This is a genomic window from Streptomyces sp. NRRL B-3229 (genome assembly GCF_000719505.1).
GTDB classification, from domain to species: Bacteria; Actinomycetota; Actinomycetes; order Streptomycetales; family Streptomycetaceae; genus Streptomyces; species Streptomyces griseorubiginosus.
This window is the reverse complement of the sequence record NZ_JOGP01000011.1, coordinates 32,774-46,039: the sequence shown is the minus strand read 5'-3', so window position 1 is coordinate 46,039 and position 13,266 is coordinate 32,774. Positions and strand designations below refer to the sequence as shown.

The following is a 13,266-nucleotide window of genomic DNA, read 5'->3' as shown; positions in this document are numbered from 1 at the left end:
GGCGCCACCTCTGACGCCGAGACCGGGCCACCCCCTTCCGGGAGTGACCGCCCCCAACCCTACCGGCCCATATGTACGAGGGTCAGTGCTCAGGTGACTCAACAGCCGCCGAAGTGACCAGTTCTGTCAGTACGCCATGGCAATCCTTGGGGTGCAGGAAGGTGATCCGTGACCCCATGGAGCCGACTCGCGGCTCCTCGTACAGAACGCGTACGCCCTTGTCCTTGATGTCGGCGGCCTCGGCGTCGACGTCCGCCGTACCGAAAGCGATGTGGTGGACACCCTCGCCGTTCTTGTCCAGCCACTTGGCGACGGTGGAGTCGGGGCGGGTCGGTTCCAGGAGTTGCAGGTAGGAGGCTCCGCCGTCCGAGGTCTCGTTGATCTTGAGCATGGCCTCGCGCACGCCCTGCTCCTCGTTGACCTCGGAGTGGAACACCTCGAAGCCGTACGTGGCCCGGTAGAACTCGACGGTCTTGTCGAGGTCGAAGCAGGCGATCCCGATGTGGTCGATTCGCGTCAGCATGTAGTCAGTGCAGCGCTCGCGAAACGGTTACGCAACGTGCGCGCGATCACACCGACGGGGCGATGACGGCACGGAGTGCCACTCAGTACATTCGAAGTAAACCCTCGTTCACTCCTCGGCAGTGCAGCCGGTAAGGGGATCGCAGCTCATGTCTGGATCGAACAGCACGACCTCGGTGATCGTCGCGGGCGCCCGTACGCCCATGGGACGGCTGCTGGGCTCGCTGAAGTCCTTCTCGGGAGCCGACCTCGGCGGCTTCGCGATCAAGGCCGCCCTCGACCGTGCGGGGATCGGTGGCGACCAGGTGCAGTACGTCATCATGGGCCAGGTCCTCCAGGCCGGCGCGGGCCAGATCCCGGCCCGCCAGGCCGCCGTCAAGGCCGGCATCCCGATGAACGTCCCGGCGCTCACCATCAACAAGGTGTGTCTCTCCGGCCTCGACGCCATCGCGCTGGCCGACCAGCTGATCCGCGCGGGCGAGTTCGACGTGATCGTCGCCGGCGGCCAGGAGTCCATGACCAACGCCCCCCACCTGCTGCCCAAGTCCCGCGAGGGCTTCAAGTACGGCGCGATCGAGATGCTCGACGCCATGGCGTACGACGGCCTCACCGACGCCTTCGAGAACATCGCCATGGGCGAGTCCACCGAGAAGCACAACACCCGTCTCGGCATCCTGCGCCCCGAGCAGGACGAGTTCTCCGCTTTGTCCCACCAGCGGGCCGCCGCCGCCCAGAAGAACGGCGTCTTCGAGGCCGAGATCACCCCGGTCGAGATCCCGCAGCGCAAGGGCGAGCCGGTCGTCTTCAGCAAGGACGAGGGCATCCGCGGCGACACCACCGCCGAGTCCCTGGGCAAGCTGCGTCCCGCCTTCACCAGGGACGGCACCATCACCGCCGGCTCCGCCTCGCAGATCTCCGACGGCGCCGCGGCCGTCGTCGTGATGAGCAAGGCCAAGGCCCAGGAGCTGGGCCTCGAGTGGATCGCCGAGATCGGCGCCCACGGCAATGTCGCGGGCCCGGACAACTCCCTCCAGTCCCAGCCGTCCAACGCGATCCTGCACGCCCTCAAGAAGGAGGGCCTGGAGGTCTCCGACCTCGACCTGATCGAGATCAACGAGGCGTTCGCGGCCGTCGCCGTCCAGTCGATGAAGGACCTCGGCGTGTCCACCGAAAAGGTGAACGTGAACGGTGGCGCGATCGCCCTGGGGCACCCCATCGGCATGTCCGGCGCCCGTCTCGTGCTGCACCTGGCCCTGGAGCTCAAGCGGCGCGGCGGCGGGGTCGGCGCGGCCGCCCTGTGCGGCGGCGGCGGTCAGGGTGACGCGCTGGTCGTGCGGGTACCCAAGGCCTGAGTTCTCGTACGACATCGCTGTGAACGGAGCTGTGATGCAGGACGTCTCCTCGCTGGTCGCCCTGGCCAGGGAAGGCAGGCCGCGGGCCGTGGCCCGGCTGATCTCCCTCGTGGAGGGGGCGTCCCCGCAGCTCAGGGAGGTCATGCAGACGCTGGCCCCGCTCACCGGCAACGCGTACGTGGTCGGCCTCACCGGCTCGCCCGGCGTCGGCAAGTCGACGTCCACCTCGGCACTGGTGACCGCGTACCGCAAGCAGGACAGGCGGGTCGGCGTCCTGGCCGTCGACCCGTCGTCCCCCTTCTCCGGCGGGGCCCTGCTCGGCGACCGGGTCCGCATGTCGGAGCACGCCTCCGACCCCGGCGTCTACATCCGCTCCATGGCCACGCGCGGCCACCTCGGAGGCCTCGCCTGGTCCGCCCCGCAGGCCATCCGGGTCCTGGACGCGGCCGGCTGCGACGTGATCCTGGTCGAGACGGTCGGCGTGGGCCAGTCGGAGGTCGAGATCGCCTCGCAGGCCGACACCTCCGTGGTGCTGCTCGCGCCCGGCATGGGCGACGGCATCCAGGCCGCCAAGGCCGGAATCCTGGAGATCGGCGACGTCTACGTCGTCAACAAGGCCGACCGTGACGGCGCCGACGCCACCGCCCGCGAGCTCAACCACATGCTGGGCCTCGGCGAGTCCCGCAGGCCCGGCGACTGGCGCCCGCCGATCGTCAAGACGGTGGCCTCCCGCGGGGAGGGCGTCGACGAGGTCGTGGAGGCCCTGGAGAAGCACCGCGCGTGGATGGAGGAGCACGGCGTCCTCGCCGAGCGCCGGCGAGCCCGCGCCGCCCACGAGGTCGAGGCGATCGCCCTCACCGCCCTGCGCGAGCGCATCGGCGACCTGCGCGGCGACCGGCGCCTGGACGCCCTGGCGGAGCGGATCGTGGCCGGCCGGCTCGACCCCTACCGGGCGGCCGACGAACTCGTGAACGGCCTGACCCAGGGCTGACCCCCTGATACGTTGACCGACATGTTCCTCCTCTTGGCATAGCGGCCGCCCCGAGCCACGGTCGAGTACATCGCTCCCGTGGCTCCTCGGTGTCCCCGCTCACGCCTCCTTCGAGGAACCACCATGTCTGCCTCCTACGGGCGCGTCCTGCGCCTTCCGCATGCCCGCCGCACCTTCGCCGCCGCCCTGCTCGGCAGGCTGTCGTACGGCGTCGTCCCGCTGTCCGTGATGCTCTCCGTGCTCCGGGCCTCGGGCTCCTACGCCGTCGCCGGTGCCGTGATGGCGCTCTTCGGCGCCACCGTCGTCCTCCTGGCACCCGCACGTGCCGCGCTCGTCGACCGCTACGGGCCGCGGCGGGCGCTCGTGCCCCTGCCGGCCGCCTACCTCGCCCTGCTGGGGATGCTGACGGCCGCCGTCTGGCGTCCCGGCGCGCCGCCCGCCCTCCTGGGCGCCCTCGCCGCCCTTGCCGGGGCCTGTGCCCCGCCGCTCGGGCCCACCATGCGGACCGTGTGGTCGCGCCTGGCCCAGGACGACAAGGCACTGCTCCAACGGGCTTACAGCCTCGACGGGGTGACCGAGGAACTGCTCTTCGTCTCGGGGCCGCTGCTGGTGGGCGGTCTCGTCGCGGTCGCCCCGCCGACCGCCGGGATCGTCTTCGGGGCGGCCCTGATGCTGGCGGGCACGGCCGCTTTCGTGCGGTCGCCCGCCGTGCGGGCGGTGCCGGCGGCCGGTCCCGTCTCCGTACGGCGGGACCGGGCCGGCCGGCGCGTACTGCGCCGCATCGGCCGTCCCGTGGCGGCCGCCGCGGCCGTGGGACTCGCGATCGGGGTGCTGGACCTGCTCGTCGTGGTCTTCGCCGAACGGCACGGGCACGGCGGGGCGAGCGTGGCCTGGGTGCTGGCCGCGCTGTCCGCCGGCAGCGCGGTCGGCGGCCTGCTGAACGGGGCGGTGAACTGGCGGGCCCCCGCACGCACCCGGCTGGCCGCACTGACCCTGTGCCTCGGTCTCGCCCTGCTCGGCGCGGGGTGCGCGCCCGGCCTCGGCACGCTCGCCCTGTTCGTTTCGGGCGCCGGGTTCTTCGTGTCGCCCGCCCTCACCACCGCGTACCTCATCGCCGACGAGGCCGTCGCCCCGGAGGCCCGTACGCGGGCCGGGACCTGGGTCAACACGGCGGTCAACGCCGGGAGCACGGGCGGGACGGCCCTGGCCGGGGCCCTCGCGGGGCGGCTGCCGGTGGCCGTGTGCTTCGCGGTGACGGGCGGGATCGTCGCCGTGGCGGCGGGCCTGGTCATGGCGCAGGGCGCCCGGGACAGGGGCGCCCTGCGCGAGGAGGTGGCTGTGCGGTGACGGCGGGTCAGTCCTCGTCCCGGTCCTGGGTGACCCGGCCCGAGTCGAGGGCGATCTTCCACTCGCCGTGCCTGCCGTCCTTGACGGTCTCCGCTGACCAGGCGACGGCGCCGTTGTCGTCGTCGAGGCCGACCTCGGTGACCGTGCCCTTCGCGGCGGCGGCCAGCGCGGCCTCGCGGGCGTCGGTCGACGCGCCCTTCGCGGCGGCGAGTTCGGCGCGGTCGTCGCTGTCGCTGTCGCTGTCGCTGTCGCTGTCGTCGTCCGCGTCGCGCTGGGCGCCGAGCACCGTGCCGGAGCCGGGCGCGATCCGCACGTCGTACTCGGAGCCGTCGCCCTGGACGACGGTCACCTCCCAGGTGCCCGCGCCCTCGTCCTCGAAGTCGGCGGCCAGGGCGGTGCCCGGGGTGTGCTTCAGGGCGGCGGCGATCGCGTCGGCCGCGGTGACGCTCCCGCGGGAGGCCGCCGTACGGTCGTCGCCCGCGGAGTCGTGGCCCGCGGAGTCGTCGTCCGTCGAGTCGTCGTCATGGTCCGCTGCCGCCCGGGCGTTCGTGCCGGCCTGGCGCTGCGTCGCCGTCGCCTCGTCGTCCCCCGCGGCGAAAGCCGCGACGGTGCCGCCGCCGGCGAGGGCCGCGGCGGTGAGGGTGGCGATGACGATGTTGCGCTTCATGAGGGTTCCTCCCGAGAGGGTCGGCTGCGTTCGCTTTTCGACGGGACCCACGCTGCCGGACCCACGCTGAAGCGGACCTGAAGCCGCCTGAAGGCGCCTTCAGGTTCGCTTTGCGAGGCTGTACCCATGCGCCCGCCCGTCGCCCACCACCACCCTGCACGAGACGCTTCGCGTCGGCCCTTTCGATTCTTGATCGTCGAGGACGAGAAACGACTCGCCGTGTCCCTCGCCAAGGGCCTCACCGCCGAGGGCTACGCCGTCGACGTCGTCCACGACGGCCGGGAGGGACTGCACCGGGCCACCGAGGGGTCGTACGACCTGGTGATCCTCGACATCATGCTGCCCGGCCTCAACGGCTACCGGGTCTGCGCCGCCCTGCGCGCGGCCGGGCACGAGGTGCCGATCCTGATGCTCACCGCCAAGGACGGCGAGTACGACGAGGCCGAGGGCCTGGACACCGGCGCCGACGACTACCTGACCAAGCCCTTCTCCTACGTCGTCCTCGTGGCCCGCATCAAGGCCCTGCTGCGGCGACGCGGAAACGGGTCCGGGGCGTCCCCGGTGCTCGAACTCGGCGGGCTGCGCATCGACACCGCCGCCCGCCGCGTCCTCCTCGACGGCACCGAAGTGACCCTCACCGCCAAGGAGTTCTCCGTCCTCGAACAGCTCGCGGTGCGGGCCGGCGAGGTGGTCTCCAAGGCGCAGATCCTGGAGCACGTCTGGGACTTCGCCTACGACGGCGACCCCAACATCGTCGAGGTGTACGTCAGCACCCTGCGCCGGAAGCTGGACGCGGGGCTCATCCGCACGGTCCGGGGCGCCGGGTACCGGCTGGAGGCCGGCCGGTGAGGCGGCTGTTCGGGTCGGTCCGGGCGCGCGCGACCCTCGGGGCGACCCTGGTGGTGGCCGTGGCGCTGGTCGCGGCCGGGGCGTCGGTCCTGCTGTCCCTGCGGTCCGACCTGATCGACCAGGCAAGCACCCAGGCCGAGCGGAATGCCCGCAACGTGGCCGCCCACCTCGCCGCCGGGACGGCGTACGACGATCTGAAGCTGGACGACGAGGAAGAGCCCGTGCAGGTGGTCGACGCCCACGGCAGGCTGGTCGCGGCGAGCGAGAACCTGGAGCGCATCAGCGGTACCGGCACCGGCGAGGTGAAGCCGGCATCGCAGCAGGGCACCGGTTCCGGAGACGAGGAAGACGACTCCGCTCTCGAACCCGGTGAGATCGCCGACGAGGTCGCCTTCACCGACGGCTCGGCCACCATCGACGGCGAGTCCGCCGACTACCGCTTCGCCGCCCTGGAGGTCGACGTCCAGGACAAGGGCCGGCTCACGGTGTACGCGGGCGCCTCCCTGGACGCCGAGCAGGGCGCCGTCGGCACCGCGCAGACCGTGATGCTGATCGGTTTCCCGCTGCTGCTCGGGGTCGTCGCCGCCGTGACCTGGCTGGTCACCCGGCGGGCGCTGCGACCGGTCGAGGGCATCCGGGCCGAGATGGCCGCGATCACCGCCTCGGAGGACCTCGCCCGCCGGGTGCCGGTGCCGGACACCCACGACGAGGTGGCCCGGCTCGCCCGCACCACCAACGAGACACTGGCCGCGCTGGAGACCTCCGTGGAGCGTCAGCGCCGGTTCGTCGCCGACGCCTCGCACGAACTGCGCAGCCCCATCGCCTCGCTGCGGACCCAGCTGGAGGTCGCCGCCGCCCATCCCGAGCTGCTGGATGTGGACGGGGCGGTCGAGGACACGGTGCGCTTGCAGCGGCTGGCCGCGGATCTGCTGCTGCTGGCCAGGCTGGACGCGGGGGAGCGGCACGGTGACGCCCGGGTCGACCTCGGCGAGCTGGCCGCTCGGTGCGCGCGGGGGCGGGACGGCGTCGCGGTCGAGGCTCCGGCCGTGGAAGTGACCGGGTCCCGGGGACAGTTGGAGCGGGTCCTCGGGAACCTGCTCGACAACGCGCAGCGGCATGCGCGGGCGGCTGTCGGGGTGACCGTGCGACGGGACGGGGAGTGGGCGGTCGTATCAGTCGCCGATGACGGGAGCGGGGTGCCGGCGGCGGACCGGGAGCGGGTGTTCGAGCGGTTCGTGCGGCTCGACGAGGCCCGGGCCCGGGACGACGGCGGTGCGGGGCTGGGGCTGGCCATCGCCCGGGACGTGGCGGTGCGGCACGGGGGGACCTTGACGGTCCGCGACGCGCCGGCAGGCGGGGCCCTGTTCGAGCTCCGCCTGCCGGTTGTCTGACGTCTGCCGCCGCGTCGTGGGGGCTGGTCGCTGCCCTGCGGGACGCTCCTACGGGCGGCCCCGGTGACCCCTCAGGTGCTCCGCCACCGGCTTCAGCGCCTTGCTCAGTTCTGCCAGCGACTCATCGGTCTGAAGATCGATGAAGTGCCGGCGCACGGACGCCACATGATGGGGCGCGACCTTCTTCATCGTCTCCATGCCGTGCTCGGTCAGGACCGCGTACAGACCGCGGCGGTCGGACTCGCAGTTCTCGCGCCGGACCAGGTCCGCGTTCTCCATGCGGGTGATCTGGTGCGAGAGCCGGCTCTTGGACTGGAGGGTGGCGGAGGCGAGGTCGCTCATCCGCATCCGTACGCCCTCCGACTCGGAGAGATTGACCAGGATCTCGTAGTCGTTCATCGTCAGGCCGAACGGCTGGAGGTCCCTTTCGAGCTGATACGTCAACAGCCTGTTGACCTCCAGGTGGGTGCGCCAGGCGCACTGCTCCGCATCGGTCAGCCAGCGGGTGGCCGTCTCGGTCTCCATGAATGAAGTCTACCTAAAAGGTTGAAAGGCGAACTAATGAGGGTCATGTGACGGTGCGCACACGTTCGATGTCACACTCCGCAGACTACCGCTCACAGCCCGAAGCGACGCTGGAGGTCACCCAGCTGTCCGGGAAGGCGCGGTGCCCCCGGCTGCTGTGGATGCCCTGTGGGTGCGCCGTAGCCGCCGGGTACCCCGGGCTCGTTCGGGACCACCCCGGTGGCCTGCTCGGCCATCAGGACCTCCGTCGACTGGAGCAGCACGGTGCCGGCCCCCACGAACTCGAACTGGTGCTCCTCCCCGGAGGCCCCGCCGAGGCCCGTCATCGCACGTAGACCGCCCATCACGCCGGTCATGTACCCGTGGTCGTAGTGGTGGCACGGGGAGGGGCAGTCGGCCCAGCCCACAAGCGCTTGCGGGTCCACCCGGATCGGGGGCTCCATGAACACCACCGGACCGTTGGACGCGGCCACGAACTTTCCGGTTCCGATGAGGGTCAGGAAGCCCGGCACGATCGACTGCTTCAGCGCGAGACTTGGCTGAAAAGCAAGCAGATTGCCGGAGCGAATGGTCAGGTTGCCGTCTTCGAGGTCATACGAATTGACGTCGAAGGCCCGGTCGGCGAGGAGCATCTTGCCCGAGCCCTGGGCCACGACCCAGTCGCTCGCGTGCAGAGGCGAATGGAACGACGTACGGACCAGACCGTCGAGGCGGCCGTGTCCGATGCCGTTGAAGTCCATCTGGCCGTAGTAGGCGATCATCTTCCCCTTCTGGAGGAACCACTGGCTCCCCTTGAGCTCCACGCAGAAGGTGTAGTTGTTGACGTTGTCGTCCGACGGCAGCGTCATCGGGTCGTACACGGTGGGTCCCGTGCCCGGGTAGTGACTCACAGCTTCTCCTCCGAGGCCTGGACGTACACCGCGCCGTGTCCGCTGAGCTCCAGCTGGAAGGCCTCGCCGGAACCGCGGCCCACCATGTCGCGCCAGCCGAGCGCCGTCGACAGCTTGTTGCGGACGTCGCCGTGGTGGGCGACGTACGCCTGCGGGTCGACGTGGACGGGCCGCTGAGGGGTGATCGGGACCTCGAAGACACCGCCGTGGGCCATGACCGCCACCGAGCCGTGGCCCTTGAGCGTGGTCGTGAAGAGCCCCTGGCCGCTGATCTGGCCGCGCACCATGCCCATCACACCGCCCTGCGAGCCCATGAACATGGTGCCCTGCTGGAGGGTGCCCTCGAAGGCGAGCAGCCGGTCCGCCTCGACGTACAGGGTGTCGCCGGTGAGGTTGATGACCGTGACGTGGTGGCCACCGTGCCCGAAGAGCACGGTGCCGCTGCCCTCCACGGTCATCAGGGGCGTGTCCTCGTTGGCGACCCGGCGGCCGATCATCGACATGATGCCGCCCTGGCCGCCCTGGATGTTGGGCGTGAAGGACACCTCGCCCTTGTACGCCAGCATCGCGCCGCGCTGGCTGAACAGGCGCTGGCCCGGCATGACGGTCGCCTCGACCATCTTGGAGTTGATCTCACGGAAGGGCATGTCACACATCCCCCGCGATCGTGTTGCGCTCGCTGGGCTGGACGTACACCAGGCCGTCGCCCTCGAAGCGGATCTGGAAGGCCTCGCCGCCGCCCTCGCCCATGAACGTCCTGAAGGTCACGCCGGACTGGAAGGACTGGTTGAGGTTGCCCTGGTGGGCGATGTAGGCGCCGGGGTCGACGGTCAGCGGGTACTGGCGGCTGACGCGCAGCACGACGGCCGGGCCGTCGGACATGATCGCGGCCTGGCCGTGGCCCTCCACGGTCGTGGTGAACAGCCCGTTGCCCTGGCTCGCGCCGCGCAGGCCGGTGAAGCTGGTGCCGGTCCTGAGGCCGGCGTCGGTCGCGAGCAGGTTGCTCGACTCCACGAACAGTTTGTCCCCCTGGAGACTCACTAGGTTGATCTCCGAGGCGCGGTCCGCGAACCAGCAGGTTCCGTGCCCCGACACCTCCATCACGGTCATCTGCTCGCCGGTGATGCGCCGGGTGACCATGCCCCGGAGTCCTTCGCCACCGCCGCTCAGTTTCTTGAACGCCATCTGGCCGTCGTACGCGACCATCGAGCCGTTCTTCGCCTTCACGGCGTCGCCGGTCATGTCTACGGCCAGCACTTTGCTGCCTTGGAGTCGAAACATCGCCACGGGGTGAAGGTAGCCGGAGGAAGGGCCTTGCCGACAGATCCTGTTTGGGTGCGGGTTCGGTGGGGGCGGGCGTTTTTGCGCAGTTCCCCGCGCCCCTGGGACGCCGGCCGCTGCGGGCGGACACCCCCCACCCCGTCCCCTTCGCACCGTCGGCGGCTGCAACTCCTCAGGGGCGCGGGGAACTGCGCGACCAGCCACAACGGACCCGCTGCCGCCCGACAACCGCACCCGGCACCCCCTGAGACGCCCCGGCCCCCTTGGCGAGGAGTGTGAGAAGTACCACCAGGCCAGGGAGGGTCATGAAGAAAACGAACTGCACAGGCGCTCCCCGGGGGCTTGGACCACTGACCCCACGCCCTGACGGCACAGAACCGTTTGTCACAATGGGCGAACGCTTGTGCGTTCGTTCACAAACGGCCAGACCGTTGACGTACTCCCACCGAAGGTGACCCGTGGACCTCAAGACAGCTTCCGCCATCCGACGACTCCGCCTGGTCTCCGCTCCCGAGGCGGTCTCCTTCCTGCTCCTGCTCGTCTGCTCGGTGCTGAAGCGGACCACGGACTTCAACGCCGTGCCGGTGATGGGGATGGTCCACGGCGTCCTGTTCATCATCTATCTGATCTTCTGGCTCGACGCCTGGTTCCGCGCCAAGTGGTCTGCGAAGACCGGCATCTGGTACTTCGTCCTCTCCGTGCTGCCCACGGGCGGCTTCTTCGCCGAGCGCAAGCTCAAGCGCGAGTCCGAGGCCGCCGTCATCGCCTCCCGCGCCCGCAAGGAAGGAATCGTGAACGCATGATCGTCGCCTTTTCCGTGACCCCGCTCGGGGTCGGCGAGGACGTGGGGGAGTACGTCGCCGACGCGGTGCGGGTCGTCCGTGAGTCGGGGCTGCCGAACCGAACCGATGCCATGTTCACCTCGATCGAGGGGGACTGGGACGAGGTGATGGACGTCGTCAAGCGCGCCGTCGCCGCCGTGGAGGCGCGGGCGCCGCGGGTGTCCCTCGTCCTCAAGGCGGACATCCGTCCCGGCGTGACGGACGGTCTGACCTCGAAGGTGGAGACCGTCGAGCGGCATCTCGCCGGCTGACGTCCCGCACCCGTGAACCCCGGCCCGCGCGGGTCGGGGTTTTCTTGTGTCCCGTGATTGAGCGATCGCTCAAAAAGGTGTACCTTCCTGTCTCGAGTGTTTGAGCGATCGCTCAAACAATGAGCTCACCTGGGGGAATGAATGGGGCTCTACATCGAGGCCCGCATCCGCGCCGATCTCGACGACCTCTGGACCCGTACACAGGACCCGTCCCAGCACCAGCGCTGGGACCTCCGCTTCACCCGGATCCACTACCTCCCGCGTGCCGAGGGCGAGCCGCAGCGCTTCCGGTACGCCACGCGCGTGCTGCCCGGTCTCACCGTCGCCGGCACCGGAGTCTCCGCCGGTGAGCGCGAACGCCCCGACGGCACCCGCACCTCCGCCCTGCGCTTCTCCTCCCCGCACCCGCTCTCGCTGCTCGCGGAGGGCAGCGGCTACTGGCGCTACATACCGGACTCCGGGGGTGTCACCTTCCTCACCGGCTACGACTACCGCCCGCGCTGGGGCCGCCTGGGCAAGATCGCCGACCGGCTGCTCTTCCGCCCTCTGATCGGCTGGGCGACGGCCTGGTCCTTCGACCGGCTGCGCCTGTGGCTGGAGCGCGGGATCACCCCCGAGCGGGCACTCCGCAACTGGCTGGCCGAACTCCTCGTACGCGCCCTCGTCGTCACCGTCGGCTGCGCGGGCCTCGTTCAGGAGGAGTTCCTGCGGCTGTTCGGCCCCCTGGCCGCGTCCCTGGCGTACGCATGGCCGCTGCTGCTCGCCGTCGTGATCTCGCTGGCCCTGTTCGTGTCGCCGCTGCCCGGGACCCCCGCGGCCCGCCGCTGTCTGCGTCAACCGCCCGCACGCGCGCGTGCCCCGCGTGTCCTGCGCACCCTGGAGACCCCGCGATGACCTCGATGTTCCGCACGGTGATGGGCGCCGACTTCGACCGCCTCCACCCGCAACTCCGGCGCCGCTTCTCGGTCGGCCTGGCGAGCGGCGAGGCCTGCACCGGCCGGGGCGTGATGGACCGCGTCTGGCACGGCGGGGCCTTCGTGAAGCCCTTCCTCGCGCTCGGCGCGACCCGCAACATCCTGGTGCCCCGGCCCGGCCGGCACGTCCCCTTCGTCATCGAGAACGTCCCCTACGTGGACACCCACGGCCGTGAGACGGTGAGCTTCGTGCGCACCTTCCACCTGCCGGGACGCCCCCGCCGCTTCGACGCCCAGATGGTGCTGAGTCCCAAGGGCGACCGCATCCTCGACTACCTCGGCACCCACCAGCACCTCGCCAGCGAGCTCCACTTCCACGCCGAGTCCGACGGCTCGCTCCTGATCCGCTCCGGGGAACACCGGTTCCGCGAGGGCGTGGTGGACGTGCGGGTGCCCGAGCTGATCGGAGCCACGGCGGAGGTGAGGGAGTCGTACGACGACGAGGCGGGCCGTTTCCGCATCCGCGTCCAGGTCGTCAACCGCCGCTTCGGCCCTCTCTTCGGCTACGAGGGCTCCTTCGAGGCGACGTACACGGACGTGACGACCTGCGGGGTCCGCCCCGGTCTGCGCCCCGTGCGTGAGGAGGCGCGCGCGTGAGTCCGGAGAGCGCGAAGGCCCTGGAGACGAAGACCAAGCTCCTCGAAGGCGCCCTGCGGACCCTCACCGAGCAGGGCATCGCCAAGACGTCCGCCCGCACGGTCGCCGCGGCCGCGGGGGTCAACCAGGCCCTGGTCTTCTACCACTTCGGCTCGGTCGACGAACTCCTCGCGGCCGCCTGCCGCTACGGTGCGGAGCGCACCGTGGCCCGCTACCGCGACCGTCTCGCCGCGGTGACCTCCCTGTCGGAACTCCTGGTGGTGGGGCGACAGGTCCACGAGGAGGAGCGGGCCGGGGGCCACGTCGCGCTCCTCGGCCAACTCCTGGCCGGCGCCCAGACCCACGCCACGCTCGGTCCGGCCACGGCGGCCGGCCTGCGGCTGTGGATCACCGAGATCGAGCACGTCCTCACCCGCCTTCTCGCCGCGACGCCTTTTGGCGAGTTCACCGACCCCGCAGGGCTGGCCCGGGCCGTGGCCGCGTCCTTCGTGGGCATCGAGCTGTACGAAGGGGTCGACGCACCTGGTGCGACGGCTGCGCTGGACGCCCTGGAGCAACTCGGGGCGCTGGTCGCTGCGCTGGAGGCGTTGGGGCCGGTCGCCCAGCGCGCGGTCCGCCACCACCTCCGCAGGACGAGCCAACGGTGACGGGTCCCTACGGGGGTGCCGGGTTCGGTTGTCGTGCGGCTTGAGGTCCGTCGTGGCTGGTCGCGCAGTTCCCCGCGCCCCTGAGGAGTTGCAGTCCACCCACCCCCCGCCCGAAAGGCGAGACGGTGCTGACCACGATG

General features: G+C 71.0%; 16 protein-coding genes. 10 read left to right on the top strand and 6 right to left on the bottom strand.

From position 1 onward, the window contains the following. Nucleotides 1-82: 82 nt before the first annotated feature. The gene (mce, locus tag IF54_RS0119250; RefSeq protein ID WP_030320262.1) at nucleotides 83-523 is read right to left on the bottom strand and encodes a methylmalonyl-CoA epimerase; all 441 of its coding nucleotides are present in this window, start codon (nucleotides 521-523) and stop codon (nucleotides 83-85) included. A gap of 148 nt (nucleotides 524-671) precedes the next feature. Between mce and IF54_RS0119245 the strand changes: the two genes are divergently transcribed. The 3 genes from IF54_RS0119245 to IF54_RS0119235 all read left to right on the top strand — a co-directional run bounded on the left by IF54_RS0119245 (nucleotide 672) and on the right by IF54_RS0119235 (nucleotide 4,212). Next, entirely contained in the window at nucleotides 672-1,874 is a 1,203-nt protein-coding gene (locus IF54_RS0119245; RefSeq protein WP_030320258.1) for an acetyl-CoA C-acetyltransferase, read from the top strand. A 34-nt stretch (nucleotides 1,875-1,908) separates the two neighbouring features. Next, nucleotides 1,909-2,865: a methylmalonyl Co-A mutase-associated GTPase MeaB gene (meaB, locus tag IF54_RS0119240; protein ID WP_030320257.1), complete on the top strand. Its 957-nt coding sequence runs from the start codon at nucleotides 1,909-1,911 to the stop codon at nucleotides 2,863-2,865. Nucleotides 2,866-2,988: 123 nt separating this feature from the next. Next, nucleotides 2,989-4,212, top strand: a complete 1,224-nt coding sequence (locus IF54_RS0119235) for an MFS transporter (protein WP_063754942.1) — start codon at nucleotides 2,989-2,991, stop codon at nucleotides 4,210-4,212. A gap of 7 nt (nucleotides 4,213-4,219) precedes the next feature. Here IF54_RS0119235 and IF54_RS0119230 read toward each other — a convergent pair whose 3' ends face one another. Continuing rightward, nucleotides 4,220-4,879 (bottom strand): PepSY domain-containing protein, encoded by a 660-nt coding sequence (locus tag IF54_RS0119230; protein ID WP_030320255.1) that lies wholly within the window; start codon nucleotides 4,877-4,879, stop codon nucleotides 4,220-4,222. Between the two features lie 126 nt (nucleotides 4,880-5,005). On the opposite strand from IF54_RS0119230, the gene IF54_RS0119225 reads away from it, so the two are divergent. Together IF54_RS0119225 and IF54_RS0119220 are read left to right on the top strand one after the other, a co-directional pair. Then, nucleotides 5,006-5,728 (top strand): response regulator transcription factor, encoded by a 723-nt coding sequence (locus IF54_RS0119225; RefSeq protein WP_051735478.1) that lies wholly within the window; start codon nucleotides 5,006-5,008, stop codon nucleotides 5,726-5,728. After that, a complete protein-coding gene (locus tag IF54_RS0119220) occupies nucleotides 5,725-7,119 on the top strand; it encodes a sensor histidine kinase (RefSeq protein WP_030320252.1) in 1,395 nt (464 codons plus the stop codon). The genes IF54_RS0119225 and IF54_RS0119220 overlap by 4 nt, the downstream gene beginning before the upstream one ends. A gap of 48 nt (nucleotides 7,120-7,167) precedes the next feature. On the opposite strand, the gene IF54_RS0119215 is transcribed toward IF54_RS0119220, so the two are convergent. The 4 genes from IF54_RS0119215 to IF54_RS0119200 all read right to left on the bottom strand — a co-directional run bounded on the left by IF54_RS0119215 (nucleotide 7,168) and on the right by IF54_RS0119200 (nucleotide 9,815). Beyond that, on the bottom strand, nucleotides 7,168-7,644 hold the full coding sequence (locus IF54_RS0119215) for a MarR family winged helix-turn-helix transcriptional regulator (protein ID WP_030320250.1): 477 nt from the start codon (nucleotides 7,642-7,644) through the stop codon (nucleotides 7,168-7,170). A 92-nt stretch (nucleotides 7,645-7,736) separates the two neighbouring features. Further along, nucleotides 7,737-8,534 carry an AIM24 family protein gene (locus tag IF54_RS0119210; protein WP_030320248.1) on the bottom strand — a complete coding sequence of 266 codons (798 nt, stop codon included), beginning with the start codon at nucleotides 8,532-8,534 and terminating at the stop codon, nucleotides 7,737-7,739. Beyond that, nucleotides 8,531-9,181, bottom strand: a complete 651-nt coding sequence (locus IF54_RS0119205; RefSeq protein WP_020136530.1) for an AIM24 family protein — start codon at nucleotides 9,179-9,181, stop codon at nucleotides 8,531-8,533. The genes IF54_RS0119210 and IF54_RS0119205 overlap by 4 nt, the downstream gene beginning before the upstream one ends. A gap of 1 nt (nucleotide 9,182) precedes the next feature. Next, the gene (locus IF54_RS0119200) at nucleotides 9,183-9,815 is read right to left on the bottom strand and encodes an AIM24 family protein (protein WP_030320247.1); all 633 of its coding nucleotides are present in this window, start codon (nucleotides 9,813-9,815) and stop codon (nucleotides 9,183-9,185) included. Between the two features lie 458 nt (nucleotides 9,816-10,273). Here IF54_RS0119200 and IF54_RS0119195 point away from each other — a divergent pair, with 458 nt between their 5' ends. The 5 genes from IF54_RS0119195 (at nucleotide 10,274) to IF54_RS0119175 (ending at nucleotide 13,126) form a co-directional block, all read left to right on the top strand. Further along, nucleotides 10,274-10,618, top strand: coding sequence for a DUF3817 domain-containing protein (locus IF54_RS0119195; RefSeq protein WP_030320246.1), 345 nt, complete (start codon nucleotides 10,274-10,276; stop codon nucleotides 10,616-10,618). Next, nucleotides 10,615-10,908: an MTH1187 family thiamine-binding protein gene (locus tag IF54_RS0119190; protein ID WP_030320245.1), complete on the top strand. Its 294-nt coding sequence runs from the start codon at nucleotides 10,615-10,617 to the stop codon at nucleotides 10,906-10,908. Before IF54_RS0119195 ends, IF54_RS0119190 begins: the two co-directional genes overlap by 4 nt. 141 nt (nucleotides 10,909-11,049) lie before the next feature. Further along, nucleotides 11,050-11,802, top strand: coding sequence for a hypothetical protein (locus IF54_RS0119185; RefSeq protein ID WP_030320244.1), 753 nt, complete (start codon nucleotides 11,050-11,052; stop codon nucleotides 11,800-11,802). Next, nucleotides 11,799-12,479 (top strand): DUF4166 domain-containing protein, encoded by a 681-nt coding sequence (locus tag IF54_RS0119180; protein ID WP_030320242.1) that lies wholly within the window; start codon nucleotides 11,799-11,801, stop codon nucleotides 12,477-12,479. Before IF54_RS0119185 ends, IF54_RS0119180 begins: the two co-directional genes overlap by 4 nt. Next, nucleotides 12,476-13,126: a TetR/AcrR family transcriptional regulator gene (locus IF54_RS0119175; protein ID WP_030320240.1), complete on the top strand. Its 651-nt coding sequence runs from the start codon at nucleotides 12,476-12,478 to the stop codon at nucleotides 13,124-13,126. The genes IF54_RS0119180 and IF54_RS0119175 overlap by 4 nt, the downstream gene beginning before the upstream one ends. Nucleotides 13,127-13,266: the final 140 nt, after the last annotated feature.